29 protein-coding genes are annotated in these 25541 nt (G+C 67.5%); 20 read left to right on the plus strand and 9 right to left on the minus strand.

Annotated features, from left to right (window positions below; genetic code table 11):
- Positions 1-368: 368 nt before the first annotated feature.
- Positions 369-1112, plus strand: a complete 744-nt coding sequence (locus EX20_RS04640; RefSeq protein ID WP_034192783.1) for a carbonic anhydrase family protein — start codon at positions 369-371, stop codon at positions 1110-1112.
- 125 nt (positions 1113-1237) lie between these two features.
- On the opposite strand, the gene EX20_RS04645 is transcribed toward EX20_RS04640, so the two are convergent.
- The gene (locus EX20_RS04645; protein ID WP_034192784.1) at positions 1238-2173 is read right to left on the minus strand and encodes a LysR substrate-binding domain-containing protein; all 936 of its coding nucleotides are present in this window, start codon (positions 2171-2173) and stop codon (positions 1238-1240) included.
- Positions 2174-2311: 138 nt separating this feature from the next.
- Between EX20_RS04645 and EX20_RS04650 the strand changes: the two genes are divergently transcribed.
- Together EX20_RS04650 and EX20_RS04655 are read left to right on the plus strand one after the other, a co-directional pair.
- Positions 2312-3532 carry an MFS transporter gene (locus EX20_RS04650; RefSeq protein WP_034192785.1) on the plus strand — a complete coding sequence of 407 codons (1221 nt, stop codon included), beginning with the start codon at positions 2312-2314 and terminating at the stop codon, positions 3530-3532.
- Positions 3529-4425, plus strand: coding sequence for an oxidoreductase (locus EX20_RS04655; protein WP_034192786.1), 897 nt, complete (start codon positions 3529-3531; stop codon positions 4423-4425). The genes EX20_RS04650 and EX20_RS04655 overlap by 4 nt, the downstream gene beginning before the upstream one ends.
- 218 nt (positions 4426-4643) lie before the next feature.
- Here the strand turns inward: EX20_RS04655 and EX20_RS33305 are convergent, their stop codons facing one another.
- Together EX20_RS33305 and EX20_RS04660 are read right to left on the minus strand one after the other, a co-directional pair.
- Positions 4644-4763, minus strand: a complete 120-nt coding sequence (locus tag EX20_RS33305; RefSeq protein ID WP_081053380.1) for a helix-turn-helix domain-containing protein — start codon at positions 4761-4763, stop codon at positions 4644-4646.
- Positions 4739-5248, minus strand: a complete 510-nt coding sequence (locus EX20_RS04660) for an AraC family transcriptional regulator (protein ID WP_139164679.1) — start codon at positions 5246-5248, stop codon at positions 4739-4741. Before EX20_RS04660 ends, EX20_RS33305 begins: the two co-directional genes overlap by 25 nt.
- A gap of 136 nt (positions 5249-5384) precedes the next feature.
- Here EX20_RS04660 and EX20_RS04665 point away from each other — a divergent pair, with 136 nt between their 5' ends.
- The gene (locus EX20_RS04665; protein WP_034192788.1) at positions 5385-5831 is read left to right on the plus strand and encodes a cupin domain-containing protein; all 447 of its coding nucleotides are present in this window, start codon (positions 5385-5387) and stop codon (positions 5829-5831) included.
- 258 nt (positions 5832-6089) lie between these two features.
- Here EX20_RS04665 and EX20_RS04670 read toward each other — a convergent pair whose 3' ends face one another.
- Complete coding sequence (locus EX20_RS04670) at positions 6090-6458, minus strand: response regulator transcription factor (RefSeq protein WP_014725787.1); 369 nt, start codon at positions 6456-6458, stop codon at positions 6090-6092.
- A gap of 137 nt (positions 6459-6595) precedes the next feature.
- Entirely contained in the window at positions 6596-6883 is a 288-nt protein-coding gene (locus EX20_RS32735) for a DUF3331 domain-containing protein (protein WP_050991268.1), read from the minus strand.
- A gap of 532 nt (positions 6884-7415) precedes the next feature.
- Here EX20_RS32735 and EX20_RS04680 point away from each other — a divergent pair.
- On the plus strand, positions 7416-8666 hold the full coding sequence (locus EX20_RS04680; protein ID WP_050991252.1) for a sensor histidine kinase: 1251 nt from the start codon (positions 7416-7418) through the stop codon (positions 8664-8666).
- A gap of 198 nt (positions 8667-8864) precedes the next feature.
- Here EX20_RS04680 and EX20_RS04685 read toward each other — a convergent pair whose 3' ends face one another.
- Complete coding sequence (locus EX20_RS04685) at positions 8865-9506, minus strand: response regulator transcription factor (RefSeq protein WP_014725784.1); 642 nt, start codon at positions 9504-9506, stop codon at positions 8865-8867.
- A gap of 543 nt (positions 9507-10049) precedes the next feature.
- The gene (locus EX20_RS04695; RefSeq protein WP_034192791.1) at positions 10050-11003 is read right to left on the minus strand and encodes a GlxA family transcriptional regulator; all 954 of its coding nucleotides are present in this window, start codon (positions 11001-11003) and stop codon (positions 10050-10052) included.
- 393 nt (positions 11004-11396) lie between these two features.
- On the opposite strand from EX20_RS04695, the gene EX20_RS04700 reads away from it, so the two are divergent.
- Complete coding sequence (locus EX20_RS04700; RefSeq protein ID WP_014725781.1) at positions 11397-12056, plus strand: carbonic anhydrase; 660 nt, start codon at positions 11397-11399, stop codon at positions 12054-12056.
- A gap of 141 nt (positions 12057-12197) precedes the next feature.
- On the opposite strand, the gene EX20_RS04705 is transcribed toward EX20_RS04700, so the two are convergent.
- Positions 12198-12767, minus strand: coding sequence for a lipocalin family protein (locus EX20_RS04705; RefSeq protein ID WP_034192792.1), 570 nt, complete (start codon positions 12765-12767; stop codon positions 12198-12200).
- Positions 12768-13009: 242 nt separating this feature from the next.
- Between EX20_RS04705 and EX20_RS04710 the strand changes: the two genes are divergently transcribed.
- The 10 genes from EX20_RS04710 to EX20_RS30260 all read left to right on the plus strand — a co-directional run bounded on the left by EX20_RS04710 (position 13010) and on the right by EX20_RS30260 (position 21323).
- Complete coding sequence (locus EX20_RS04710; protein ID WP_014725779.1) at positions 13010-13621, plus strand: sigma-70 family RNA polymerase sigma factor; 612 nt, start codon at positions 13010-13012, stop codon at positions 13619-13621.
- The gene (locus tag EX20_RS04715; RefSeq protein WP_014725778.1) at positions 13618-14349 is read left to right on the plus strand and encodes an anti-sigma factor; all 732 of its coding nucleotides are present in this window, start codon (positions 13618-13620) and stop codon (positions 14347-14349) included. Before EX20_RS04710 ends, EX20_RS04715 begins: the two co-directional genes overlap by 4 nt.
- 155 nt (positions 14350-14504) lie before the next feature.
- Positions 14505-15335, plus strand: a complete 831-nt coding sequence (locus EX20_RS04720) for a DUF1295 domain-containing protein (RefSeq protein WP_034192793.1) — start codon at positions 14505-14507, stop codon at positions 15333-15335.
- A complete protein-coding gene (locus EX20_RS04725; RefSeq protein WP_034192794.1) occupies positions 15335-16435 on the plus strand; it encodes an SAM-dependent methyltransferase in 1101 nt (366 codons plus the stop codon). The genes EX20_RS04720 and EX20_RS04725 overlap by 1 nt, the downstream gene beginning before the upstream one ends.
- A gap of 8 nt (positions 16436-16443) precedes the next feature.
- Positions 16444-17052, plus strand: a complete 609-nt coding sequence (locus EX20_RS04730; RefSeq protein WP_014725775.1) for a lipocalin family protein — start codon at positions 16444-16446, stop codon at positions 17050-17052.
- A 92-nt stretch (positions 17053-17144) separates the two neighbouring features.
- A complete protein-coding gene (locus EX20_RS04735; RefSeq protein ID WP_034192796.1) occupies positions 17145-18455 on the plus strand; it encodes an NAD(P)/FAD-dependent oxidoreductase in 1311 nt (436 codons plus the stop codon).
- Positions 18452-19306 (plus strand): DUF1365 domain-containing protein, encoded by an 855-nt coding sequence (locus tag EX20_RS04740; protein WP_034192797.1) that lies wholly within the window; start codon positions 18452-18454, stop codon positions 19304-19306. Before EX20_RS04735 ends, EX20_RS04740 begins: the two co-directional genes overlap by 4 nt.
- The gene (locus EX20_RS04745; RefSeq protein WP_034192798.1) at positions 19303-20520 is read left to right on the plus strand and encodes an SAM-dependent methyltransferase; all 1218 of its coding nucleotides are present in this window, start codon (positions 19303-19305) and stop codon (positions 20518-20520) included. The genes EX20_RS04740 and EX20_RS04745 overlap by 4 nt, the downstream gene beginning before the upstream one ends.
- Before the next feature lies 1 nt (position 20521).
- Positions 20522-21058: a chalcone isomerase family protein gene (locus EX20_RS04750; RefSeq protein WP_034192799.1), complete on the plus strand. Its 537-nt coding sequence runs from the start codon at positions 20522-20524 to the stop codon at positions 21056-21058.
- Between the two features lie 94 nt (positions 21059-21152).
- Complete coding sequence (locus EX20_RS30260) at positions 21153-21323, plus strand: DUF2256 domain-containing protein (RefSeq protein ID WP_072465410.1); 171 nt, start codon at positions 21153-21155, stop codon at positions 21321-21323.
- A gap of 36 nt (positions 21324-21359) precedes the next feature.
- Here the strand turns inward: EX20_RS30260 and EX20_RS31705 are convergent, their stop codons facing one another.
- Positions 21360-21548, minus strand: coding sequence for a hypothetical protein (locus tag EX20_RS31705; protein WP_139164678.1), 189 nt, complete (start codon positions 21546-21548; stop codon positions 21360-21362).
- A gap of 317 nt (positions 21549-21865) precedes the next feature.
- Between EX20_RS31705 and EX20_RS04755 the strand changes: the two genes are divergently transcribed.
- From EX20_RS04755 to EX20_RS04770, 4 genes are all read left to right on the plus strand, one after another.
- On the plus strand, positions 21866-22642 hold the full coding sequence (locus EX20_RS04755) for a hypothetical protein (protein WP_034192800.1): 777 nt from the start codon (positions 21866-21868) through the stop codon (positions 22640-22642).
- Positions 22643-22735: 93 nt separating this feature from the next.
- Positions 22736-23467 (plus strand): GTP cyclohydrolase I, encoded by a 732-nt coding sequence (gene folE / locus EX20_RS04760; protein WP_034192801.1) that lies wholly within the window; start codon positions 22736-22738, stop codon positions 23465-23467.
- Positions 23468-23580: 113 nt separating this feature from the next.
- Entirely contained in the window at positions 23581-24288 is a 708-nt protein-coding gene (locus EX20_RS04765) for a sigma-70 family RNA polymerase sigma factor (protein ID WP_034192802.1), read from the plus strand.
- 97 nt (positions 24289-24385) lie between these two features.
- On the plus strand, positions 24386-25432 hold the full coding sequence (locus EX20_RS04770) for an NAD(P)/FAD-dependent oxidoreductase (protein WP_139164677.1): 1047 nt from the start codon (positions 24386-24388) through the stop codon (positions 25430-25432).
- Positions 25433-25541: the final 109 nt, after the last annotated feature.

A 25541-nucleotide genomic window follows, 5' to 3' on the forward strand; every position in this document is an offset into this window, starting at 1 on the left:
GCCGCCTGCCGCGCGGGCACGTCTATCCGTCAGAGCCTCCGGCGTACGCGCTTTCCCGGTATCGCGCTGCGTCGTCGACTTAATACACGGCGCGCTTCAATTTACATGCATAACGCGCCGATCAATACCACAAATAGCGCGAGAATGTCACGCACAAAATCTGAATACAATACTTTAAATAACGATATCAGATTGATAAACAAAACGATATCCTCATCTAATGTTTAGCAGTCTGGAAATTTGAAATACCGAAATTCCACAACGCAATTGATCTATATCAAAAACGATTCTTGCAACGCCTCATTGCGCGCTGTAATTTTCATGGGCGCCAAGTTTCAATTACGGGAAAATATACTCCGGAGGTATCAATGAATCACGAAGATAGCGATTGCTGTACCGCGCACCACATCGGGCGTCGCGCCACCCTGAAATCCGCATTCGGCATCGCGGCGCTCGGAATCGTCGGCGGGATATTTCCCGGGGCAGCGGAAGCGGCTGCGCTGACCAAGGCCCAGCGTGACGCGATGACGCCCGACGACGTGCTGGAGATGATCAAGAAGGGTAATGACCGATTCCGATTGGGCAAAATGCATACGCATGATTACCTCGCCCAGAAGCGGGCCAGCGTAAACGGTCAATACCCTGCCGCCGTGATTCTGAGCTGCATTGACTCGCGCGCACCGGCGGAAGTCATTCTCGATGCCGGCATCGGCGATACCTTCAATGCCCGCGTCGCCGGCAACGTCGCCAACGACGACCTGTTGGGCAGTCTCGAATATGCCTGTGCCGTGGCCGGCTCGAAAGTCGTGCTGGTAATGGGGCACACGTCCTGTGGCGCAATCAAGGGAGCCATCGACGGCGCGGAACTCGGAAATCTGACCGAGTTGCTCGCGAAAATCAAACCCGCCGTCGAGAGCACCGCGTACACCGGCGACCGAAGCAGCAAGAACAACGAGTTCGTCGACGCGGTCGCGACGACCAATGTTCAACTGACGATCAGCGAGATCCGTCGCCGCAGCAGCGTGCTGGCCCAGTTGGAGAAGGACGGGAAGATCAAGATCGTCGGCGCCATGTACCACCTGGTCGGCGGCAAGGTCGTCTTCCTCAGCTGACCCGTCAGGTCGGGCATTTCAATTCTCGAGAGCGTCCTCGGTTGCGTTGCTTCGGATCGCTGCGAAAGCCAGCGGCCGGTCAAACCGAGGCGCTCGACAACACACACTGCCGTTGCGCCACGCGCTCACGCGCCGCCGTCGCGGCCCGCCATGCGTTCGATCCATTGCTCGAACGCGGCTACCGCCGGATCTGCGCCGCGATCGGCATTCGTCACCAGCATGTAGTCGTCGGCGCGCCATACCGGCGCTGCGATTGGACACACGAGCCGCCCCTCGGCGAGATCGCGACTGATCAGCGGCAGCGACGCCAGCGCCACGCCGAGCCCCTCGACGGCCGCGCATAGCTGAAGATTCACGTGATCGAATTCGACGTGACGCGCCGCCCGCAGATCGGAGGCGCCGGCCGCCTTCAACCAGTGCGACCACGCGGAGCGCGTGGTGGCCGAATGCAGCAGCGTGTGATGGCGCAGGTCGGTCACGCTCTGTATCGGATGCTGACGCAACAATGCGGGATTGCACGCCGGCACGCGCAAGTCGGCCATCAACGATCGTGACACCACGCTCGCGCCTTCCTCCGCACCGGACCGGACGCCGATATCGAACGCGTCGGCGACATAGCGCAGCTTGCGCGACGTCGTCGACACCCGCACGTCGATGTCGGGGTAACGCGCATGGAAATCGGCGAGCCGTGGCAGCAGCCAGCAAAACGCGAAGCTCATCGGCACGTTCACCCGCACGACGCCTGATATCCGCTGCGTCGACGCGTGCTGGCGCAGCCGCACCGCCGCGGTCCCGAGTCGCTCGAACGCACTGCTGACGTCGCCGAGCAACGCGGCGCCGTCGTCGGTCAGCACGACGCCGCGCGGGCGACGGTCGAACAACGGGCGGCCGAACCAGTCTTCCAGCAAGCGGATCTGCTTTCCTACGGCCCAGTGGGTGACGTGCAGTTCGACGGCGGCGCCCGCGAAGCTGCCGTGCCGCGCGACCGCATCGAACGCGCGCAGCGCATTGAGCGGCGGCAACTCGTCCCGGTACTTCGCAATTTCTCCGATTCCGCTCATGGCGTGACTTTTTCTCTCTGGTGGCGCGATTTTAGCTCAATTGAAATGCCATCGAGCTCGGTCATAGAATTCGCATGGCGGGGCTGAAATCGACACCACGAGCGGCTCCCACCTCCCTCGCGTACGGAGAGAACCACGATGCGCTTGCCGGATTTTTCCCCTCCGATGGCCGCGGACGCTGCGCAATCGCAGCCGCGCGTGCTGTGGCTATCGTGCATTGCGCACGCATTGCACGACGGCTATACGGACATGATTTACGCCTTGCTGCCGGTGTGGCAGGCGGAGTTCGGGCTCGACTTCGCCGCGCTCGCGATCGTGCGCGGCGTCTATGCCGGCACGATGGCGACGCTGCAATTGCCTGCGGGGCGTCTGGCGGAACGCTTCGGCAGTCGCGCCACGCTCGCCGTCGGCACGCTGCTGGCCGCGCTGGGCTATGCGCTGGCGGGGATGTCGGGCGGGCTGCTCGGTTTGTCCGCGGCGTTGGCGCTTTCGGGCGTCGGGTCGAGCACGCAGCACCCGATCGCATCGGCGGCCGTGTCGCGCAGCTACGGGCGCGACGCGAGAGGCCCGCTCGGTATCTACAACTTTTCGGGCGATCTGGGGAAATCCGCGCTGCCGGCGGCCATTTCGCTGTTCGCGACGATGATGCCGTGGCGTCACGCGCTCTGGATCGTCGCCGGATTGGGCTGCGTACTCGCCGCGGTCATCGCGTCGTCGTTTCCCGCGGTGCCGTCGGCGTCTCGCGACGTGACGGCCGGCGCCGCGGCGCCGGCTCGCCGCGACGGCGCGGTGGGAAGCGGATTCCGGGCCCTGTTCTCGATCGGCGTGCTCGATACGGCCGTACGCATGGGCTTGCTCACGTTTCTGCCGTTCCTGCTCAACGCAAAGGGCGTGTCGCCGCCACTCGTCGGCACGGCGCTCGCGCTGGTGTTCATCGGCGGGGCGGCCGGCAAATTCATGTGCGGCTGGCTCGGCGCGCGCACCGGCGTGGTCGCCACGGTGCTGCTCACGGAGGGCGGGACGGCCGCGTGCATCGTCGCGGTGATGTATCTGCCGTTGACGCTTACCATGGTGCTGCTGCCGATCCTCGGCATGATGCTCAACGGCACATCGTCGGTGCTGTACGGAACCGTTCCGGAGATGTCGTCGCCCGACCGCACCGAGCGCGCGTTCGCGATCTTCTACACGGGGACGATTGCATCGGGCGCGCTCTCGCCGGTGCTCTACGGCTTCCTCGGCGACGCGATCGGCGTGCGTGGCGCGACCTATGCCACCGCGTTGACCGCGCTGGCGATCTTTCCGTTCGCCGTCGCACTGCGTCCGCATCTGGCGCATGACCAATCAGGAGGAACACGATGACCAAGCGTGACCACCCAACCATCGCCGTCGTGGGCCCGGGCGCGATCGGAACCACCATCGCCGCCGCGCTTCACGAAGCCGGCCGCACGCCGGCGATCTGCGGCCGCTCGGCGCACGCGCAACTGAAATTGCGCTTCGATGGCGGCGAGATCGTCGTGCCGGGGCCCGTCATCACCGATCCGCATTCGATCCGCGAACGGTTCGATCTCGTGTTCGTGGCAGTGAAGTCGACCCAGGTGGCGAGCGCCGCACCATGGCTCGCCGCGCTCAGCGATACGAACTCCGTCGTCTGCGTGTTGCAGAACGGCGTCGAGCAGCAAGCCGCCTTCGCCCCGTACGCGGCGGGCGCGACGGTCGTGCCGTCGGTGGTCTGGTTTCCGGCGCAACGCGAGTCGGGCGCGTCGGTGTGGCTGCGCGCCGCGCCGCGCCTCACTGTGCCCGATACGCCGGCGAGCAGCGTGGTGGTGTCGGCCTTGCGCGGCACGCGCTGCTCGGTCGAGGTCGCCGAGGATTTCATCTCGCTCGCGTGGCGCAAGCTGTTGCAGAACGCGGTCGCGGGGCTCATGGTGCTGACCGGCCGTCGCGCCGGAATGTACGCGCGAAGCGACATCGCCGATCTGTCGCTCGCTTATCTGCGCGAATGTCTGGTGGTCGCCCGCGCGGAAGGGGCGAAGCTGGGCGACGACGTGCCGCAGGAAATCGTCGATGCATTTCGGCGCTATCCGCCCGATCTGGGCACGTCCATTCTCGCCGACCGGCAGCACGGTCACCCGCTCGAATGGGATTGCCGGAACGGCGTCGTGCAGCGATTCGGTCGATCTCACGGCATTCCGACGCCGATCAGCGATCTGGTCGTACCGCTGCTTGCCGCCGCCAGCGATGGGCCAGGCTAGGCTCAGGGAACCGCCACCCGAGCGAATCGAGTTGCACCGTTCGGCAAACGCAGTGACGCATATCGCGAACTTCTTGACCGGATTCGCTGCGGACAGGCGCGCGTTCTCTGCATCGACGGTGGCCGCGATCTGCTCCCCGTCGCATCGCCTCCGAAGCACGCGGCTTTGCTGAATTTCCGCGTTCGCGATCCCAACCTCGACGCACTGCCAATGCGGCGCTACCGCCACCGCTGCGGAGGCCGCCCGGTCCACGCGCGAAACGCGCGCGAACAATGCGCGGGATCGCTGTAGCCGAGTTCATACGCGATCTCGGTCACGCGCATCCCGGTTGCGAGCATCGCGTGCGCCCGTTCACAGGAAACCGCCTGACGGATCCTGACGAATCCTGACGAATCCTCCGGAAATCGCGCCCGTGCATCGCCAACTGCCGTTGCAGGATTCGGCTCGATATGCCGAGCCGTTTCGCTACCCAGTCGACGCGAGCCTGCTGGTCCAACAACGTGCTGGTACGGACCAATTCGGTCACGGTACCGACGAAGTCGTCCTCGTCCGGCAGCGACGGCGGAATGTGCAGCGGGCCGGTTGTGCGCATCGGATTCGGCGCGTCGAGCAGTTCATCGGCATGGCGAGCTTCGCCACCGCGCCGCGCATGCTCGACCAGGGCCAACTGGTCCCGCAGCGGAATCAGATGGTCCGGATCGTCGATCAATCGCGGCGGCAAGCCGGCCCGCGCGAACAGACGCTCGACCGATGCGCCGCATTGCACCACGGCCTCGACCAGCGGCCCCATCGACCGCGCGCGCGTCAGGCCTACGGCCGACATCGCGCGGATCCGGTGAACCATCGCATCGGCACGTGGCACGAAATGGCAAGTGTGGGTGCGATCCGGCGCATATCTTGATGGGACGTTTCCGCCCCACCCCAAGGAAACGGACACGATCCATTCAGGAGACAGACGCATGACCGTTAGCAATTTCGACGCCAGCGCAATCGCTTGGCAGCCCTTCGGCGAATTCCCGCACTTCGCGTTCTTCATCATGAACGTCGACATGGAGCAGCGAATCGCCGATGTGATCTTCAGGTTCGATGCGGGCAGGCAGATCGTTTCGCATCGCCATACATCGCTGAACCATACGTTCGTCGTGCAGGGCGAGCACCGCATCCACGAACACGACGGCAGCCTGCGGGAAGCGCGTCCGGCCGGCAGCTACACGATCACGCCGGCGGGCGAGACGCCGCATCGCGAAGGCGGCGGCGATGAGGACGCCATCGTGCTGTTCAGCATGCGCCCGCGGCCCGGTGAACTGCTGTATGAAATCCTGAGCGACGACGGCACGCCGATCGCGGAGATCTCGCTCGAGCTTCTGCACGGCATGTTCGAAGCGCAGCAGGCGGCGCGCGCGTGACGGTGCGCCGCCGATCACGTGTTGCGTAAAGTGACAGCCTCTCGCGGCAGTGTGTCGCCGTGGAGCATGGCGGACACGACGCGAGCGGCGCGTCGGCGCCGTACGATCGTGATGGTATGGCCCACATCCGGTTCGCACGCTGCACGGCAACACGGCCGGAGCGTCCCGGCGAATGGATCGCGACCACGGGGGAAGCGGCGCAACCCGCGGCTCCGTCAGAGCACATGCACGCAGTGAAGGTGTCCCGCTGCCGCCCTGTCAGCAACCCGCGAGCGCCCACATCAGCCGCTGCACCAGTTCCCCCGGATCGAACGGCTTCTCCAGGACGCACAATGCGCCGAGACGTTGCGCGTCGCCCAGCCGCCGCGCGCTCAGGTGCGCGGTCACGAAGATGAACGGCACGTCGCAGCAGCGCGCGCGCAGGCACGCGAGCAGTTCGATGCCCGACATACCGGGCATCTGGATATCGCATACGATGCAGTGCAACGGCCCGCCGCTTCCGTGCGCGAGAAACGCTTCGGCCGACGCGTACAACATCACGCGCGCGCCCATCGAGCGCACGAGCGATTCCAGCGACTGCCTTACCGCCATTTCATCGTCGATGATGCAAACCGTCTTGTCGTGCACAGCATGTCTCGCGTGACGCCACGCTCGCCGGCCGGGCCGGGAACGCAACCGGATTTCGGGCAACGTATCGTCGGCGCGCTGCCGCGACGGTCATGCCCAGGTGGAAGTGTGCGATACCGGCCGCGGTCCCTCGTGCGTCACTGGTCGTCCACCATGCACGAAGTGCCCGGCGCGACGGCTGCCGCGTGGATCATTCTGTCCCAGTTGCACGGCACGGTACGGCCGCGCCCCTGCGGGCGATACACACGATCGCCGCAATGGATCGGCACACCGGTCAGCACGCAGCGCGACGCCATCCGCGCGGTCACGCAGCGCCATACCTGTTCGCCGAAATGCCCGAATCTCGGATCGCTCCAGCGCACACTGACCGACGTCGCCGACAGAATCTCGACGATCCTGATCTTGACGGCCGCAGGCGCGGTCATGTCGGCCACGTCGGCCGCAGCGTCGGCGGTCGCCCCGCGCCGCGTCCGCCGACCTGCCGCGTCGGCCACGCCCTCGCACGCGCCTGCGCCTCTCGACGGATCGAGCAAGCGCATCAGTGCACGTTCGAACACATCGTCGTATGCAAACGTTGGCTGCGTCATATCTTCCGTTCCCCTCGCATCGACCGCGCATGCAGCGCCCGCCATCGGTGCGTTGCGCCGAAGAAACCGCGAAGCTCCCGCCTCGGCGATTCCCCGCTTCGCGGCACCACGCCCTTCACTCACGTTGAAGGCGAGTCTAGTGGAACGATTTCGTCTGAACCATCAGCCGGTGGTGGATTCCATCTCATACCAAGGTTTGGGTTGTCGATCCGTCGCCCGCGGCACGCGCTGCAACGCGCAACGATCTCCCTTATAGTTGCACTTGCATCGAACGCACATGCAACGCATCGTTCGCCGGCCCGATGCGTCACGTCCGTCCATCCGGTTTTTCGCGCGCAACGCGAGCCCTCAGCGCAAGCACCTGGTCCTAATGCCCACGTCCGCAACCCTCACGATCGAGCCGCCAGGCGGCTCACCTCCGGCGGAAAGCGAGTTCTTTCTGTCGGCGCCGATACCGATCCTGATCGAAGACTGGTCGCACGTTTATTGGGCGGTGCAGGCGCTGCGGCGGTCGGGCATCGTCGATCTCGACCGCTATTTCGACGAGCATCCGCACGCCGTCGCGGAGCTGCGCGCGCAGCACACGCTGGTAGCCGTCAACGACGCGGTGGTGAGCCTGTTCGAAGCGGAGTCGAGAGCGCATTTCCTCGAGCATGCGCAGATCCTGTTGCCGCCCGATCGATTGAGCAACCGCGCGGTGCTGCGTGCCATCTACGACGCTCGCCCGGCGTGCCAGGGCGAGCGCACGCTGCTGACCTTCAAGGGCCGCAGCGTGCCGATCGTGTGGCGCTGCTCGCTGCCGAAGCACGAGGACGGCTACCGGCGCCTGCATTTCTATGCATTCGACGTGACCGAACAGAAGGAGCACAGCGACCGGCTCGACGCGTTGCGCGCGGAAGCCGCGCGTGCCGCGCGCGTGTCGCTGTTCGGCGAGATGTCGGCGTCGATCCTGCACGAGGTGAGCCAGCCGCTGTCGGCCGTCGGTTCATCGGCCGAAGCCGCGTTGCGCTGGCTCGCTCGCGACGAGCCCGACATCGGCGAAGCGACGGCCGCCATCGCCCGCGCCGCGCGCTGGGCGCGCGACGCGACCGAGATATGCCGCAAGATTCGCGGCTTCATCGCCAAGGCGCCGGTCCAGTTCGTCGAGTTCGCGGCGTCGGACGCCGTGCATGCCGCGCTGTTTCTGGTCTCGCCCGAAGCCAGCGCAAAGGACGTCCGCATCGAACGTTCGATCGATCCGGACGCGCGCGTATTCGCCGATCCGGTGCTGATCCAGCAGGTGCTCGCGAATCTGCTGCTCAATGGCATCCAGGCGATCGATATCGGCTCGTCGCGCGAGCGCGTGCTCAGCGTGTCGGTCACTGCGAATGCGGAAGAAGTCGTGTTCGACGTTTGCGATACCGGCCCCGGCGTCGAACAGGCAACGATCGACCAGCTTTTCGAGCCGTTCTTCACGAGCAAGTGCGACGGCATGGGAATGGGCCTCACCGTCGCTCGCTCGATCGTCGACGCGCACCACGGCAGGATATGGGCACACGGCGAACCGGGCGCGGGCTGCCGCTTCTCGTTCGCGCTACCGGCGCGCCGTCCGGCTGACGCCGCCGACGCCGCCGACGCGTGAAGAACGCCGTAGCGCCGGACGCAGTTTTGCTGAACGCTTGCCCTCGTCGCCGCGGGGCGGCTTAACGCGCGGTTCGCCCAAGCGCCGGATCAACACGACGGCCGCCCCCCATAGACGGTCACCGACAGGTTCGAGCCCGGCACCTCGATCGGCAAGCCGAACTGAAACCACACCGAACGGCCGTCATCGCCGCGCCGCCTAACCCGCCACCGGCGCATGCACGCCGATGGCTTCCGACTTGCGCACGAGGTCGGCGAGCGACGACGCATTCATCTTGCGCATCACCGACGCGCGATGTTGCTTGACGGTGATCAGACTCAATCCGAGCTGCGAAGCGATCTGCTTGTTCAACGCCCCGCTGACCACGTGCGCGAGCACCTCGCGCTCGCGCCGCGTGAGCTGCTCGAACAACTGCTGCAGCCGCCGGCGCGTGCTGTCGTTCGTACGCCGAGCCGTATCGAGCGACAGCGCGAGGTTCACGGCGTCGATCAGCTCCTGGTCGGTAAACGGCTTCACCAGAAAATCGACGGCGCCGCCCTTCAGCGCCTTGCGACACACCTCGACGTCGGCGAAGCCGCTGATGACGACGATCGGCACCGGCGGCCGATCATGCGCCTGCTGGAACACCAGCCCGCTCTCGCCGCGCAGCCGGACGTCGAGCAGCAGACAACTCGACGCGTCCGCCCATTGCGTCGCGCGCAATTCGGCCGTGCTCGCAAACGTCGCGACGCGCATGCCCATCGAGCGCAACAGCGTATCGAGCGACGCGCGCACCGCGGCATCGTCGTCGACGATGTACACGACCGGCGTCGAACCGTCTTGCGTCGCTACCTCTGCCATATCATGCGTCTCAACGGTCCATTCAGTCATGGTTCAGTGCCGCGAATGCGGGCCGCGACGCATCTCGCGCCGGCGTGTCCGACGGCGATTGCGTCACCGGTGCTCGATGCTTGCCGCGGGCAATTGCGTGCGCTGCGCGGCGGACGAGCGCGTTCGCGCGCGTACCCGGCACGCGCCCGACCGACCGCGTCCCTTCGCCGCCGAACCAGCGGCCGGCCGTCGTGCTGCGAGCGTCGCGTCGCATCGAGGTGGTCGGGCCGCCGTCGCCGGATCGGCGAGCACCAGCATCGCCCCCCATGCGCGAACGCAGCCGAGCGCGGCACTGAAATCGGGTGCGGAAAGTTTGTCCAACTGGCGGAAACGATGTCGACGGGTTGACGCGAGATCAGCTGGATGCGCCCCATCGGCTGCGAGGCCCCGGCCGGCGACATCCCGGAACCGATGCCATCCGGACAGCGCTCATTTTATTTATCAACGATGCGCGCGGAGGGACACAGTTCCCTCGTTTCGCGCCATGCTGGGGGCGACATCCGCCGGCACGCGTCAGTCGGGATCCACGGGCTCGGCCGTGGCCGGCCGCCGCAGCGCCTGCGGCGGCTGTCCGAACGCGCGCACGAAGGAGCGCCTCATGCGCTCCGGATCCGCGTATCCGGTTTCGCGCGCGATCGTGTCGATGGTCCATGACGAACTCGTCAGGAAATCGCGCGCCGTTTCGAGCCTGATGCGATCGACCGCCTTGGCCGGCGTCAGGCCCGTTTCGTCCTTGAAGCGACGCGTGAACTGGCGCTTGCTCATTCGCGCCACGTCGGCGAGCTTCTCTACGGTCAGCTCGGTGCCGAGATGCTGCCGGATGTAGGTGATGACGTCGTGGATCCGGTTGCTGCGCGCCGGATGCTCGAGCAGCACCGACGTCTGCGGCTGCGCGCCCGAGCGCCGCCACCGTTCGATCACGAGATCCTTCGCGACCTCCAGCGCGGCATCCGCGCCGAGATCCTCCTCGAGCATCGCGAGCGCCATGTCGATGGCCGTGCTCATCCCGGCCGAACTCCAGATCCTGCCGTCACGCACGAAGATGCAGTCCTTCTCGACGCTCACCGCCGGAAAGCGCTCCCTGAACTGGTCGACGTACGCCCAGTGCGTCGTGGCGCGGCGCCCGTCGAGCAGGCCGGCGTCGGCCAGCAGAAATGCGCCGAGGCAGATCGAGGCCATCCGCTCGACTTTGCCGGAGAGATCGAGCAGCAACTGGCGCATGCCGTCGGTCAGCGGCGGCTTCGACAACGACGCCCCGACGAATACGGTGTGCAGCTCCGCCGCGTGAGCCGGCCTGGTCGACGCGCACATGCCGAACGACGCCTCCACCGGGCCGCCGCCCTCCGAGATGACGCTGACCTCGTACAGCGAGCGCCCGGCCCGCAGATTGGCGATGTCGAACACGGATAACGCTAGCAAACTCATCACCTGGAACTGCGGGACGAGGACGAGCCCAATGCGACGCATACTGACCTCATGTGAATCGGCACCGCCGGCCCACCCGGCATGACCGCGACAAACAGGAAAAAGCCGGCAGGCAGCGGCGCTCGCTGCCTGCCCGCTGGCACGCCGGCGATGCTACAAGATTTTTCCGGCGCGGGAGAATGGCCATACGGCGAGCCGGGAAAACGGCGCCGAGTGCCGATCGGCACGCTTCGCGCGACCCTCTCGTTTTCGGTGCGACCCCAAAAATCCAGCGGAATCTGCGCAGCAGCATTTGCGCGCGAGCGTTCTGCCCCCACACGAAGGCTCGCGAAGGCGCGATACCACACCGGCTCGATATCGGGATAATATTGCGCGCCGCGCAGGGGCACGTGCCGCTTCTGCGCCGGCATCCGAACTTGAAGCCTTGGAGCAAGCATGCAAGACATCATCGACGGTTTTCTGCGTTTTCAGCGCGACATCTTTCCGCAACGCGAGGCGCTGTTCAAGCAACTCGCCACGTCACAGAGCCCCAAAGCGCTGTTCGTCACGTGCTCCGACAGCCGCGTCGTCCCCGAGCTGCTCACGCAGCGCGAACCCGGCGAACTGTTCGTCATCCGCAATGCCGGCAACATCGTGCCGTCGTACGGCCCCGAGCCGGGCGGCGTGTCGGCCACCGTCGAATACGCGGTCGCCGTCCTCGGCGTGCGCGACATCGTGATCTGCGGCCACTCCGATTGCGGCGCGATGGGCGCGATCTCGCGCTGCACGTGCCTCGATCATCTGCCGGCCGTCGCGAACTGGCTGCGCCATGCCGATGCCGCGAAGGTCATCAATGCCGCCCATGAATACGACACGCCGCGCGCCAAGCTCGACGGGCTGGTCCGCGAAAACGTGATCGCGCAGCTCGCGAACCTGCGCACCCACCCGTCGGTCGCACTCGCGCTCGAGCAAGGCCGCATGAACCTGCACGGCTGGGTCTACGACATCGAGAGCGGCGGCATCGACGCGCTCGACGGCGCGACCCGGCGTTTCGTCCCGCTTGCGGAATCGCCGTCGGTGGTCGCCGTGAACGCGCGCGATCGCGGGCAGGTTTAGTCGCTTACCGGCTTGCGCCGGCAGTGGCCCGGCGCGAGCCGGGTCGCAGGCCGGTCGGCACGCGCCCGCCATGCGCTTCGATCGGCCGCGTGCATGCAGCTAGCGTGTGCCGCCCCCCTGAGCCGACCTCGCGCGGCCGCCCTAATGCGCGGTGCGGCGCAACATCTTCGTGTCGTAACCGAGCGTGCGGACGCGTTCGATCAGCGCCGCGGCCTCGTCGGCAGAAGGCTTCGCGCTGCGTGTGAGGATCCACAGGAACCGGCCCGACGGCTCGCCGACGATCGACCATGAGTAGTCGTCGGCGTGATCGAGCACCCAATAATCGCCGAAGAAGAACGGCCCGAAGAACGACACCTTCAGTTTCGCGTCGCCGCTGCCGGCGACGATTCTCGCCCGCCCTTCGGAGCTCCGCACCGGGCCGTTCGGACCGCCTTCGCGGCAGCTGTTGCGCACGCCGATGAGGCCATCCTCCCGCTTCGCATAGTCGGCCGTCACGCCGTCGCATCCCCGTTCGAAGCGGTTTTCGTAGCGCGCGAATTCGTACCATCGGCCGACGTAGCGATCGAGATCGACGGGCCTGGCCGGTTGCGGCACCTGCGCATTGCCGCTCGGCCCGCCGGCCAGGCCGGCGCATCCGGCGAGCAACAGTGCTGCGCCGGCGACGATCATGCACACCGCACGCGCGGGCCTACGGACGATACTTTGCTTCATTGACTAGCTCTCCAGGCACGATGTCCGGCCATTTTGCACCCGACCGGCGGGATGCTGCAGCATCCCGCGAACGACGGCTGCATCTGCACGCGCGCGACGCTCGTATCTGACTGAAGATCCTGCGACGCCCGCCGGCCTGCACGACAGGCGGCGTGTCGACCGCGATCGCTCAACCGGTACGTCCGACAGTGCTATATTTCGCTCCACATTCAAGCCATGGCTCTGCGCGCCATTTTCTCCGCATGAACGACAGGCCGAAGGATGCCGGGCGCGTCGCTCCGTCGGCGTCTGCGCGCGACGGCGACGCGGACGCCGCGCGCCGCGAACACCTGAATCGCGTGATGTCGCAGGCGGCGCTCGGCGATCAGGCCGCTTTCGCCGAGCTTTACCGGCTGAGCGCGGCGCACGTGTTCGGCGTCATCGTGCGGATGGTGCACGATCACGGGGAAGCCGAGGATCTCCTTCAGGAGGTCTACACCACCGCGTGGCGGCGCATCGATGCGTTCGACCCGGCGCGCGGCGGCGCGATGACATGGCTCGTCACGCTCGCGCGCAACCGGACGATCGACCGGTTGCGGCAGCATCGCGACGCGCAGCTCGACGACGAACACTGGCTGACGCTCCCCGACGACGCTCCGACGCCGGCCGCGCTCGCGGAGGCGAGTCAGCAGCGCCAACGCCTCGAGCGCTGCCTCGAGCGGCTCGATCCGCATCACGGCCGCGCGGTGCGCGAAGCCTTCTTCAGCGGTGCGACCTACAGTGAGCTGGCCGCGCAATTGCGCGTGCCGCTCGGAACCATGAAAAGCTGGATCCGGCGCAGCCTGATGCAGCTAAAGGTGTGTCTGGAGCAATGAATACGCCGCCCGATCACGATCCCGAACTGCGCTGCGCGGAATACGCCCTCGGCGTGCTCGACGCCGACGCACGCCGCGAGCTGGAGCAGTCCGCCGCACGCGATCCGATGTTGCGCGCCACGCTCGAGCGCTGGCAGCGCCGTCTCGCGCCGCTCGCCGAAGACGTCGCGCCGGTCGCGCCGCCCGCGCGCGTCTGGACGAAAATCCAGCACGAACTCGACTTCGCCGCTGCGCCGCCCGCTCACGGCGACGCACGATCAAGCGGATGGTGGAACAGCCTGCAACTGTGGCGCTGGGTCGGCATCGGCGCGAGCGCCGCGGCGCTCGGGCTGCTCGCGGTCAACGTGCTCCGCGTCGGCGAGGCGCCGCAGCGCGCCGCCGTCGGCACGCCCTACATGGCCGCCACGCTCGCGCGGCAGGACGGCGTGGCCGACTGGACGGCCACGGTCGACCTGCGGCGCGCGACGATGGTCGTCGTGCCGGCGAACACGCCGGCGATCGCCGCCGATCGCTCGACCGAACTGTGGCTGATTCCGCCGAATGCGAAGCCGATTTCGCTCGGCGTCTTCGCGCCGAACGCGCCGGCGTCGATGACGCTGCCCGATGCGATCGTCGCGCAACTCGGCGCGCGCGCGGTTCTCGCCGTGTCGCTCGAGCCGCGCGGCGGCTCGCCGACCGGTCAACCGACCGGGCCCGTGCTCGCCACCGGGCCGATGCACGCCGCATAACGCGCACCACATGACGCACGCCGCGCAACCGCGCGGCGCGCGACTACGTCTCACCCGCCCCTTCCCGACACCGCCGAACCGCGCTGCATCCCGCCTGCTGCATCCGTTCGGCCCACGGCTCCGTATATCGAAGACATCGCGTCCTCGGAGCCCGTATGCCCGCCGTCGCCGTTGCCCTGCTCGCTTTCATCGGTCTGTTCCTGTCGTTCACGGCGGTATGGATCGAACAATTGCATTCCCGCAACGCCGCAATGATCGACCCCGTCTGGGCCGCGACGCTCGGCGGCGTAGCCGTGTTCGTCGCCGCGCTCGGCACCGGCCTCGCCGCGAACCGCGCGCTCGTCGCGATCGGCGGCGGCGTCTGGGGCCTGCGGCTCGCGCAGCATCTGTGGCGGCGCAATCGCGGGCAGCCGGAAGATCCGCGCTATCGCCGGTTCCGCGAGCAATGGGGCGACGCCGCGCCGCGCAACATGTTCTGGCTGTTCCAGCTGCAAGCGCTGATCTCGATGTTGCTGTCGATCGCGTTCTTCGTCCCCGCCTATAGCGCGAAAGCGCCGTCGGGGGCGGCGCTTGCCGCCGCGGTCGCGATCTGGATCGCCGCCGTGGCCGGCGAGATGGCCGCCGACCGGCAGCTCGCGCGCTTCCTCGCCGATCCCGGCCACCGCGGCCAGGTCTGTCGCGTCGGCTGGTGGCGCTATTCGCGGCACCCCAACTACTTTTTCGAGTGCGTGCACTGGCTCGCGTACACGGCGCTGGCGATCGCGATGCCGTGGGGCTGGCTGACGCTGCTGCCGCCGCTGCTGATGGCCGTGCTGCTGCTCAAGATGTCCGGCTTGCCGCTGCTCGAAACACGTCTCGTGCAAACCCGGCCGGGCTACCGCGACTACATGCGCACGACCAGCGCGCTCGTGCCGTGGCCGCCCAGGCCGATGCGCGGCACTTCCGCCGCGCCAACCGATCACCCCGAAGACCGGAGCTCACGCTGATGACCGCTACCACCTCGCAACCGTCGCCGGCCACGCTGCCGGCCCCCGACGACTCCTGGCTGATCCGCTGTTGCGAGCGCGGCTGGCTGCCGGACCCGCTGATCCGCGCCGGAATGCGCTCGCTGATGCGCGACCGCCTGCGCGCCGAACATGCTTACGACGGCGAAGGGCGAGCGGCGGCCCATGACGCGCTGGTGCGCGAACTGAGCGCGAGCCCGATCGCGATCGATACGCAAGCAGCGAACACGCAGCACTACGAGGTGCCCGGCGCGTTCTTCGAGGCGCATCTCGGCCCGCGGCTCAAGTATTCGTGCGGCTATTACCCGCGCGGCACCGAAACGCTCCCGCAGGCCGAGGACGCGATGCTCGAGTTGTACGCGGAGCGCGCCCAGCTCGCGGACGGCCAGCGCATTCTCGACCTCGGCTGCGGCTGGGGCTCGCTGTCGCTGTGGCTCGCCGAACGCTATCCGCACGCGCAGATCGTCGGCCTGTCGAACTCGCACGGCCAACGGCTGTTCATCGAGCAATGCGCGGCGCGGCGCGGGTTGACCAATCTGCGCATCATGACCGGCAACGTGGTCGACTTCGAATTCGACGCCGACGACGCCGGCTTCGACCGCGTGCTGTCGATCGAGATGTTCGAGCACATGAAGAACTACGGGCAACTGCTCGCGAAGATCGCGCGCTGGATGCGCGACGACGGCAAGCTGTTCGTGCACATCTTCGCGCACAAGCTGCTCGCCTATCACTTCGCGGTGCGCGACGACACCGACTGGATGTCGCGCCATTTCTTCACTGGCGGCACGATGCCGTCGGCCGATCTGCTGCTGCGGTTCCAGGACGACGTGCGCATCGCCCGCCAATGGTGGCTCGACGGCACGCACTACGCGCGCACGGCGAACCAGTGGCTCGCGTCGCTCGACGCGGCGCGCGACCGGATCATGCCGATTTTCGACACCGTCTATGGCGCCGACGCGCGCATCTGGTTCCAGCGCTGGCGCATGTTCTACATGGCCGTCGCCGAGCTGTTCGGCTATGCCGGCGGGCAGGAATGGGGCGTCGCCCATTATCTGTTCGACAAGCGCCGGGGGCGCGCGTGAGGCCCGTCATGTCGCACGGCGCGGTGCGCCGCGTGGCCGTCGCGATGGCGATGGCTCTCGCGCTCGGCACCGCCGGCTGCTCCGACGCTCCGCCGAATCCGAATCCGCGCGCCGGCGTTCCGCTGTCGACCGTTCCCGTCGACCTGCCACGCTATATGGGCCGCTGGTACGTGATCGCGAACATTCCGTATTTCGCGGAGCGCGATTTCGTCGGCAGCCGGGCCGAATGGCGGCTGCGCGACGACGGCCGGATCGACGACGCGTTCGTCGGCCGCAAAGGCGGCTTCGATCGACCCGAGACGCGCTACCGGTTCGTCGATTCGGTCAAGCCCGGCAGCGACGGCGGCGAATGGCGCGTGCGGCTGTTCTGGCCGGTGTACGTCACGCAGCTGACGCTGTATGTCGACGCCGACTATCGCCACACGATCCTCGGCTACCCGGGCAAGACGCTCGGCTGGATCTTCTCGCGCGAGCCGACCATGGACGACGCCACCTATCGGTCGCTGCTCGCGCGGCTCGACGCGATGGGCTACGACACGTCGCGCTTCAGGCGCGTGCCGCAAACGCCCGACCAGCTCGGCCAACCCGGCTTCGCGTCGCCCGGCCGGCGAGATTGACGGCTTGCCGTGCATCCGCACGCACGCGCGCCACGTATATCCGGACATGTCATTTCCGATTCCGCTGTTGTGACTGACGGAGACCCTTCGCGATGCACCCGCAATACATCGGCTCGCTGCCGCGCGGACGACGAATCGCCGTCGTCGGCGCCGGCATCGCGGGCCTCGCAAGCGCCTATCTGCTGGCCCGCCGTCACCGCGTGACGCTGTTCGAATCCGCCGACTATCTGGGCGGCCACACGCATACGGTCGACGTCGAACTGGACGGAGCGCGCCACCCCGTCGACACGGGGTTCCTCGTATTCAACGACCGCACTTATCCGAACCTGATCGCGCTGTTCGACGAACTCGGCGTGGCGGCCCATGCGACCGACATGTCGTTCTCGGTGTCGGTCGACGGCGGCCGGCTCGAATGGGCCGGCAGCAATCTCAACACGGTATTCGCGCAACGCCGCAACCTGTTTTCGCCGACGTTTCTCGGCATGCTGAGCGACATCCTGCGCTTCAACGCGGCCGCGCGCGATCATCTCGAAGCGGCGCACCGCCAGCGTCTGTCGGTCGGCGAACTGCTCACCGCCGGCCGCTACGGCGCGCCGTTCCAGCATCACTATCTGCTGCCGATGGCGGCGGCGATCTGGTCGAGCGCGGCCAACGACATCCTGCGTTTTCCGGCGGCGACGTTCCTGCGCTTCTGCCTGAATCACGCGCTGCTGCAGGTCAACAACCGCCCGCCGTGGCGCACGGTCGCCGGCGGCGCGCGGCAGTACGTCGAGCGCATCGCCGCGACGCTCGACGACGTGCGCGTCAGCACGCCGGTGCGCGCGATCCGGCGCGAAGACGGCTACGTCACGGTCGCCACCGACGCAGCCGGTCACGAGCGCTTCGATGCGGTCGTGCTCGCCTGCCACGCGCCGACGAGCCTGCGGCTGCTCGCCGACCCGAGCAACGCCGAGCGCGACGTGCTGGGCGCCGTGCGCTATCAGCACAACGTCGCGGTGCTGCATACCGATACGGCGCTGCTGCCGCGCCGCAAGCGCGTGTGGTCGGCCTGGAACTACCTGAGCGGCCGGTCCGCGCCGGGCGGCGGCGACGCAGCGCCGGTGTGCGTCAGCTATCTGCTGAACCAGTTGCAGCCGCTGCCGTTCCGTTCGCCGGTGGTCGTCACGCTGAATCCGGTCGACGAGCCCGCGCCCGGCACGCAGTTGGGGCGCTACGACTACGAGCATCCGCTGCTCGATCTCGCGGCCGTCGACGCGCAGCAACGTCTGCCCGCGCTGCAGGGACGGCGCAACACGTGGTTCGCGGGCGCGTGGACGGGCTACGGGTTTCATGAGGACGGGCTGAAATCGGCGTTGCGCGTCGCCGCCGACTTCGGCATCGCGCCGGTCTGGGCGCGCCCATGAACGCGCCGTTCGCCCGCGACGGCCATGCCGCGCGGCTTCTGGTCGGCCACGTGATGCACGAACGGTTGCGGCCGGTGCACCATGCGTTCACGTATCCGATCTTCCAGGTCTGCTGCGACGTCGAACGGCTCGACGAGATCGACGGCCGCTGGTTCGGCGTCGACCGCTGGCGCCCGCTCGCCCCCGCATCGCGCGACTACGGCCCGCGCGACGGGCGGCCGCTCGGGCCATGGATGCGCGATCTGCTCGCGCGGGCCGGCATTCCGGCCGACGGCCCGATCTGGCTGCAGACGATCCCGCGCATCTTCGGATACGCGTTCAACCCGGTCAGCTTCTGGTACTGCTACGACCGCGCGGGCCGGCTGCGCGCGCTCTACGCGGACGTGCGCAACACCTTCGGCGCGTACCACGGCTATCTGCTGACGGCGCTGCATCACGCGCCGATCGACGCCGGCACCGCCCTCGTCTGCCGAAAGACGTTTCACGTCTCGCCGTTTTGCGAGGTGGCCGGCAGTTATGCGTTTCGCGTGCGGCAGCGCGGCGACCACCTGAGCGTCGCGATCGACTATCGCGACGACGACGGCCTGCTGCTGCGCACGGCGCTCGGCATGCGCGCCGAACCGCTGACCGCCGCCCGCGCGTGGCGCGCGCTGGCTCGCCAGCCGCTGAACGCGGTGAACGTCGTCATCCGCATCCATTGGCATGCGCTGCGGCTGTGGCTCGCGCGCGTGCCGTTCTACGGCAAGACGCCGCCGGGCCATTCGGCCGGCGCCGATTCGTCCCTGTCCCGCTCGCCGGACGCGTCGTCGCGCGGCCGTCCGGCGACGTCCGATCACGAGGCCCGCCCATGACCCTGCTGCGTCTGCTCTCTGCCGCCTCGCAAGCGGCGCTGCCGCTGTCGGCCCGGTTGTTCATCGCGCTGCTGCGACGCATCCACGACGGCCATCTCACGCTCGTGACGCCCGAAGGCGCACAACACGTGTTCGGCGATCCGCACCGCCAGCCGGCCGCGACGCTGCAGATCCGCGACTGGCGCGCCTGCCGCGCGATCCTGCGCGCCGGCGACATCGGCTTTGCCGACGCGTATCGCGCCGGCTGGGTCGACACGCCCGATCCGGTCGCGCTGCTGCGCGTCGCGATCCGCAATCAGCCGGTGATCGCCAAGACCGTGACGGGCGGCCCCTTCGCACGCGCGTGGTACGCGCTGCGCCATCGGCTGCGCGCGAATACGCGCGCGGGCAGCCGCCGCAACATCCACGCGCATTACGACCTCGGCAACGACTTCTACCGGTTGTGGCTCGACGACACGTGGACCTATTCGAGCGCATGCTTCGACGGCGACGACCGCCGCCCGCTCGCCGACGCACAAGCGGCGAAGTATCAGCGCATCGTCGCGACGCTCGGCCTGCGCGCCGGCATGCGCGTGCTCGAGATCGGCTGCGGCTGGGGCGGCTTCGCCGTACACGCGGCGCGTCAGGGCATCCGCGTGCACGGCGTGACGATCTCGCAGCAGCAATATTCGCTGGCTCGCGAACGCGTCGCGCGCGAGGGGCTGGCCGATCTCGTCACGATCGAATTGCGCGACTATCGCGACGTCGACGGCCAATACGATGCGGCGGTGTCGATCGAAATGTTCGAAGCCGTCGGCGAAAAGTTCTGGCCCGTGTACTTCGACGTGCTCGTGCGGCGTCTGAAGCCCGGTGCACGCGCGTTGATCCAATCGATCACGATCGCCGAGTCGCAATTCGAGGCGTACCGCGCGTCGAGCGACTTCATCCGCGAATTCATCTTTCCCGGCGGGATGTTGCCGAGCGCCGAGCGCTTCGTCGACGCAGCGCGCCGCGCCGGACTCGCCGCCGCACCGGTGCACGCGTTCGGCGACGACTACGCGCGCACGCTGCGCACGTGGCGGCACACGTTCGATGCACACGCCGATCTGGTGCGCGCGCAAGGATTCGACGAGACCTTCATTCGCACGTGGCGGCTGTACCTCGCCTATTGCCAAGCGGGATTTGCCGAACGGCGGACCGACGTGATGCATTTCGTCGTGTCGGCGGGCCGCTGACATGACGCGCCGGTTCGCGGCCCTCGCGGCCGTTGCGGCGTGGGCGGCGTTCGCGATGCCGGGCGCCGCCGATGCAAATTGCGTCGACGATGTCGCGTCGGCGCGGCTGATCGGCTCGGGCCGCTTCTGCGTGTTCGCGATCTGTCTGTACGACGCGCAGCTGTGGGCGCGTCGCGCGCCCGGCGCGTTCGACACGCCGTTCGCGTTGTCGCTGGCCTATCGCCACGACGTGAAGGGCGAGCGGCTCGTATCGACCGGCATGGACGAAATCGAGCGCCTCGCAGCGGCGCCCTTGCCCGCCGCGACGCGCGACGCGTGGCGCCGCGACATCGCCCGCGCGTTCACCGACGTGTCGCGCGGCGACGTGCTCTGCGGCGTGTATCTGCCCGAGCGCGGCGCACGCTTCTATACAAACGGCCGCCTCACCGCGGAAGTGGCCGATCCGGCGTTCGCGCGCGCGTTCTTCGAGATCTGGCTCGATCCGCGCACACGCGCGACATCGCTGCGCCGCCAGTTGCTCGGCGACGACGCACGCTGATTCGGCCGGCAGTCGCGGCCGGCCGAATACCGCACGCGGCCGCGTTGCCGCGTGATCGAACTTCGTCGGGATCGCTTTCAACGCGTCGTTCGCCATGGTCGACAAGACTCACTTGCCTCGAAAAACGTGTGCCGCCTGTGGGTTGCCTTTCAGCTGGAGAAAGAAGTGGAAGGCAGTGTGGGAGGACGTCCGATATTGCTCGGATCGCTGCCGGCAAAATCGGCGGTCGACCGCGAGGAGGAAGTCGGTCGGTTCGCGCGATTGAGGTCGCGCTGGCTCGTCGCGCATCGCGCCGGGCCAATCAGGGGTGAACCTCGTCGCGCGGTTGAGCGCTGTTGGCCCATGCGCGCCGTGCGTTCTCCGCGGTTGATGCAAGTCGAAAGAGCTGCACGCCGGCTGTCCCCGTCGGTGTCCGGTCGAGATGGGCCAGCAGCAGGAGGTCGAGCGCATCACTGCGGCTGGATGAATCGAATTTGAGCCATTGACTCATCTATCTGAGTCACATCCTGAGTCATACGCCCAACACACCCCATCCCATTGGCTCGCATCCGTATGAATCGGATCGTTTGGCGCAGATTCATCACGATTAGCGACTCATAATTCCGTTTCAATAGACGCGAAATTGAAGCAGATTCGGCTCGATAGGCCATATCACACGCATAATTCCACACGGATACCCCACACCGCAGAGGCAATGACACACTAAATTCGCATTTTCGCCACTCTTGACTCGCTTTTCTGCTTCACATTCCCGAAAATTTGCATACAATCGAGCCGTGACGCAGGTATCGACCCAAGGGAGGCTCCGTGCCAACACGCAACGACCACATCAAGCTGAGCCGTCTCGCCATCCGTGCGGCCGCGGGACGGATGCGTGCGGCCGCCACCGCGCGCGCTCGCTCGCACCGTCCCGCCGCGAACGCCGACGAACCTGCTTCGCGCCAGCGGCTGGCGGCGCTGACGCGCGGGGAACGCCGTCGTCGCCCGCAGCCACAGGCGACCGACCGATGCGCACGCGCTGACGGAACGACGCTCGCCGAAGCCGACCTCGGTACGCCCGCCTATCCGACGCTGCTGGTGATGGGCGACCTGTTCGCCGCCGACATGCCGGTCGCGCCGGCCGCGCCGCCCGGATTGCGCGTAAGCGAGCGCGCCGAGTCGGTGTTCCAGGCGCTGCGGCAACCGGAGCTTTTCGTCGATGCATTCGTCGCGCACGTCACGTGGCTGCACAGCGACGTTGCGCAGCTCCTCGTGTCGCTGGCGCACGGGCGTCGCGTCCGTGCGGCCGCGGTCGTCTACGAATACGGCAGCGTGCGCGCCGTCGAGCTGCTGCGTGTCGCCGGCTTCGATCTGTTCCGTGCGGCCGACGGTCAGGTCGACCGTCAGTTCGTGCTGGCGAAACTGAAACGCGCGGTCGCCGCCACGTTCGCGCCGGAACGAGCCGACGGCGAACCCGAGTTGCCGCGCATGCGGCATCGCGACGACACGACGCCTGCCGCGCGACACCGCACATCGCACGCACGCCGCCGTCGCGAGCGCGCGGGCCGGCCCGCTCGGCATGCACGCGCGCGCGTTCGCACCTGAGCCGCGCGCGGCCGGTACCTCTTCGGGCACGCACGGCATCGCACCGGATCACGATCTGCCGCACCACCATCCAACCTCGAGAAACGAACCGAAATGGGAAATGTAATCGACGCGCCCGAGCACACGTTGACCGCGATCGACGAGGGCATTCCTCTGTCGCAACTGATTCGTCGTCGGCTCGAGCATGCGGGCGCGCGCTTTCATGCGAACGACAACATCGCCGCGCACCTGCGCGACGGCGAGCTCGACGCGCTGCAGAGCGAAGTCGCACAGCGGATGGAAGCGGTGCTGCGCTCGCTCGTCATCGACGTCGATCACGACCACAACACGCGCGACACCGCGCGGCGCGTCGCGAAGATGTTCGTCCGCGAAGTGTTTGCCGGCCGTTACGAGGCACCGCCGCCCGTCACCGAGTTCCCCAACGTCGAGCGGCTGGACGAACTGCTGATCGTCGGCCCGCTGCGCGTACGCAGCGCATGTTCGCATCATCTCTGCCCGATCATGGGGCGGATATGGATCGGCGTGCTGCCGAGCGCCACGTCGAATCTGATCGGCTTGTCGAAGTATGGCCGGCTCGTGAACTGGGTCATGGCGCGCCCGCAGATTCAGGAGGAGGCGGTCAAGCAGATCGCCGACCTGCTCGAACGGCGCATCGCGCCCGACGGGCTTGCCGTCGTGCTGGAGGCCGACCACTTCTGCATGCACTGGCGCGGCACCAAGGACGACCACGCGAAGATGACCAATAGCGTGATGCGCGGCAAGTTCCTCGCGGACGCGTCGCTTCGCCGCGAGTTCCTTGCCCTTCTGTCCGGCAAGGACGCGTAGGCCGGCACGGAGCCACGCGCAATGAATCCACCGGCCCGGTGTTCACTCATGATCGGCGTCCGCTCGCACCGCGACGCGCAAAAGCAGGAAGCTCACAGCATGCGGAGTTGCAGATGAACTGTTCGCACGAGTCACTCCGCCCGTCGTCGGCGCACGGGCGCGCGAAGCCGCTCCATTCGGCCAGACAGCAACGCCGCGGCGCCGCTCACCCCCGATCGCATGCGGCAGGCGCCGACGCGTTCGCCGACGACACGGCGCAGCGCGAGCCGGACGAGCAAGCCGTCTGGCACGCGGCGCTCGACAGCCTGCTGTGTCGCGTCGCCGCCGGCGACGAGCAGGCGTTCGCGCAGCTGTACCGATTGACGTCGGCACGGCTGTACGGCGTGATCGTGCGGATGATACGTGACCGCCATGAAGCGGAAGATCTGCTTCAGGAGGTGTTCACGACGGCATGGCGGCGCGCCGGTGCGTTCGACGCCGAACGCGGCACCGCGATGACATGGCTGCTGACGCTCGCCCGCAATCGAACCATCGATCGGCTCCGGCAGCACCGTGACGCGCCGCTCGACGAAGAGCAGGCGCTGCTGATACCGGACGAAGGCCCGACGCCCGACGCGGGCGCTCAGGCAAGCCAGGAACGCCAGCGCCTGGAGCGCGGGCTCGCCCATCTCGGCGAGCGACAAGCCTACGTGCTGCGTGAAGCGTTTCACGGCGGCGCGTCGTATGCCGAGCTGGCCGAACGCATGCAGGTTCCGCTCGGCACGATGAAGAGCTGGATTCGCCGCAGCCTGCTGCGGCTCAGGATTTACCTCGAGCAATGAGCCAGCCCGGTCGCAGAAGTTCGACGTCGAGTGCCGATGCCCATGCGGCACGCGCTGCGGCGATCTCCCAACGTACGGGGTTGCCACGATGAATCACATGCCGCCGTTTTCCGACTCATCGGCACATATCGCGATCGTCGGCGCCGGGATAGCGGGGCTGGCCTGCGCGCGCGTGCTGGCCGACGCGGGTCACCGCGTGACCGTCTACGAAAAGAGCCGCGGTGTCGGCGGACGCATGAGTACGCGCCGTACCGCGCTCTGGCAAGCCGATCACGGTGCGCCGTATTTCACCGCGCAACATCCGGCGTTCGTCGCCGAAGTAGCGCGCTGGGTGGCAAGTGGAGCAGCAGCCCCGTGGGAGGCGCGCGTGGCGTCGATCGGCTCGCTCGGCCCGCGCGCGTTGCTCGCGCCTGCGCTGCGGTACGTCGGCGTGCCGGGCATGTCGGCGCCGGCGCGGCGTCTGTCGGCCGGCATTCGAACGCTCTGCGAAACGGCGATCGTCGAGTTGATTCGCGACGGAGATTGCTGGCGCGCGACGTCGGCCGAGCACGGCGTACTGGACGCGCACCACGACGCCGTGATCGTCGCCGTCCCCGCGCCGCAGGCCGTGCCGCTTCTGCGGCATGCGGAGCCGAGTCTTGCCGTCATCGCACAGCGCAGCGAGATGCGCGCGACGTGGACGGTGATGGCGCAGTGTCGCGGGCTGCCGGACCCCGGCTTCGACGCGGCCTTCGTCAACTCCGGGCCGCTCGGCTGGATCGCCAACGACACGTCCAAGCCCGGGCGCGCCGGCATCGACACGTGGGTACTGCATGCAACGCCCGACTGGAGTCACGCTCATCTGGAAGCGCGGGCCGAATGGGTGACCGACGCATTGTTGGCGGCGTTTCGGGACATCACGGGCGCGGGCGCCGAGTCGGCGACTGCCCATCGGTGGCGCTATGCGGAGCCGGCCGTTGCCACGGCCTCGACGCACGGCCGCTTTGCATGGCGGACGACGGCCGGCGTCGGACTGTGCGGGGACTGGCTGGGCGGCGGCAAGGTCGAAGGTGCATGGTTGAGCGGCAGCGGGCTCGGCGGCGCCGTGGTCGATGCGTTGGGCGCGCGGAATTCACGCGTTGAGACACCCAGTTCCGATCGTTGATCGATTCGCGAACGTTGGAGGATGAGGCGCGCGCATATTCCGCGATGCTCTCTGCTGCTTAAGGCATACGGCGAGCGAGCGTGCGGCGCCGCGGCAGTGCTCGATATGC

The sequence above is a fragment of the Burkholderia sp. WP42 genome, from assembly GCF_000745665.1.
In the GTDB taxonomy this organism is placed as follows: domain Bacteria; phylum Pseudomonadota; class Gammaproteobacteria; order Burkholderiales; family Burkholderiaceae; genus Burkholderia; species Burkholderia vietnamiensis.

Coding starts and splice junctions, on each gene's coding strand:
- EX20_RS04640 (WP_034192783.1), top strand. CDS start 369: ATGAATCACGAAGATAGCGATTGCTGTACCGCGCACCACATCGGGCGT.
- EX20_RS04645 (WP_034192784.1), bottom strand. CDS start 2,173: ATGAGCGGAATCGGAGAAATTGCGAAGTACCGGGACGAGTTGCCGCCG.
- EX20_RS04650 (WP_034192785.1), top strand. CDS start 2,312: ATGCGCTTGCCGGATTTTTCCCCTCCGATGGCCGCGGACGCTGCGCAA.
- EX20_RS04655 (WP_034192786.1), top strand. CDS start 3,529: ATGACCAAGCGTGACCACCCAACCATCGCCGTCGTGGGCCCGGGCGCG.
- EX20_RS33305 (WP_081053380.1), bottom strand. CDS start 4,763: ATGCTCGCAACCGGGATGCGCGTGACCGAGATCGCGTATGAACTCGGC.
- EX20_RS04660 (WP_139164679.1), bottom strand. CDS start 5,248: ATGTCGGCCGTAGGCCTGACGCGCGCGCGGTCGATGGGGCCGCTGGTC.
- EX20_RS04665 (WP_034192788.1), top strand. CDS start 5,385: ATGACCGTTAGCAATTTCGACGCCAGCGCAATCGCTTGGCAGCCCTTC.
- EX20_RS32735 (WP_050991268.1), bottom strand. CDS start 6,883: ATGACCGCGCCTGCGGCCGTCAAGATCAGGATCGTCGAGATTCTGTCG.
- EX20_RS04680 (WP_050991252.1), top strand. CDS start 7,416: ATGCCCACGTCCGCAACCCTCACGATCGAGCCGCCAGGCGGCTCACCT.
- EX20_RS04685 (WP_014725784.1), bottom strand. CDS start 9,506: ATGGCAGAGGTAGCGACGCAAGACGGTTCGACGCCGGTCGTGTACATC.
- EX20_RS04695 (WP_034192791.1), bottom strand. CDS start 11,003: ATGCGTCGCATTGGGCTCGTCCTCGTCCCGCAGTTCCAGGTGATGAGT.
- EX20_RS04700 (WP_014725781.1), top strand. CDS start 11,397: ATGCAAGACATCATCGACGGTTTTCTGCGTTTTCAGCGCGACATCTTT.
- EX20_RS04705 (WP_034192792.1), bottom strand. CDS start 12,767: ATGAAGCAAAGTATCGTCCGTAGGCCCGCGCGTGCGGTGTGCATGATC.
- EX20_RS04710 (WP_014725779.1), top strand. CDS start 13,010: ATGAACGACAGGCCGAAGGATGCCGGGCGCGTCGCTCCGTCGGCGTCT.
- EX20_RS04715 (WP_014725778.1), top strand. CDS start 13,618: ATGAATACGCCGCCCGATCACGATCCCGAACTGCGCTGCGCGGAATAC.
- EX20_RS04720 (WP_034192793.1), top strand. CDS start 14,505: ATGCCCGCCGTCGCCGTTGCCCTGCTCGCTTTCATCGGTCTGTTCCTG.
- EX20_RS04725 (WP_034192794.1), top strand. CDS start 15,335: ATGACCGCTACCACCTCGCAACCGTCGCCGGCCACGCTGCCGGCCCCC.
- EX20_RS04730 (WP_014725775.1), top strand. CDS start 16,444: ATGTCGCACGGCGCGGTGCGCCGCGTGGCCGTCGCGATGGCGATGGCT.
- EX20_RS04735 (WP_034192796.1), top strand. CDS start 17,145: ATGCACCCGCAATACATCGGCTCGCTGCCGCGCGGACGACGAATCGCC.
- EX20_RS04740 (WP_034192797.1), top strand. CDS start 18,452: ATGAACGCGCCGTTCGCCCGCGACGGCCATGCCGCGCGGCTTCTGGTC.
- EX20_RS04745 (WP_034192798.1), top strand. CDS start 19,303: ATGACCCTGCTGCGTCTGCTCTCTGCCGCCTCGCAAGCGGCGCTGCCG.
- EX20_RS04750 (WP_034192799.1), top strand. CDS start 20,522: ATGACGCGCCGGTTCGCGGCCCTCGCGGCCGTTGCGGCGTGGGCGGCG.
- EX20_RS30260 (WP_072465410.1), top strand. CDS start 21,153: ATGGTCGACAAGACTCACTTGCCTCGAAAAACGTGTGCCGCCTGTGGG.
- EX20_RS31705 (WP_139164678.1), bottom strand. CDS start 21,548: ATGAGTCAATGGCTCAAATTCGATTCATCCAGCCGCAGTGATGCGCTC.
- folE (WP_034192801.1), top strand. CDS start 22,736: ATGGGAAATGTAATCGACGCGCCCGAGCACACGTTGACCGCGATCGAC.
- EX20_RS04765 (WP_034192802.1), top strand. CDS start 23,581: ATGAACTGTTCGCACGAGTCACTCCGCCCGTCGTCGGCGCACGGGCGC.
- EX20_RS04770 (WP_139164677.1), top strand. CDS start 24,386: ATGCCGCCGTTTTCCGACTCATCGGCACATATCGCGATCGTCGGCGCC.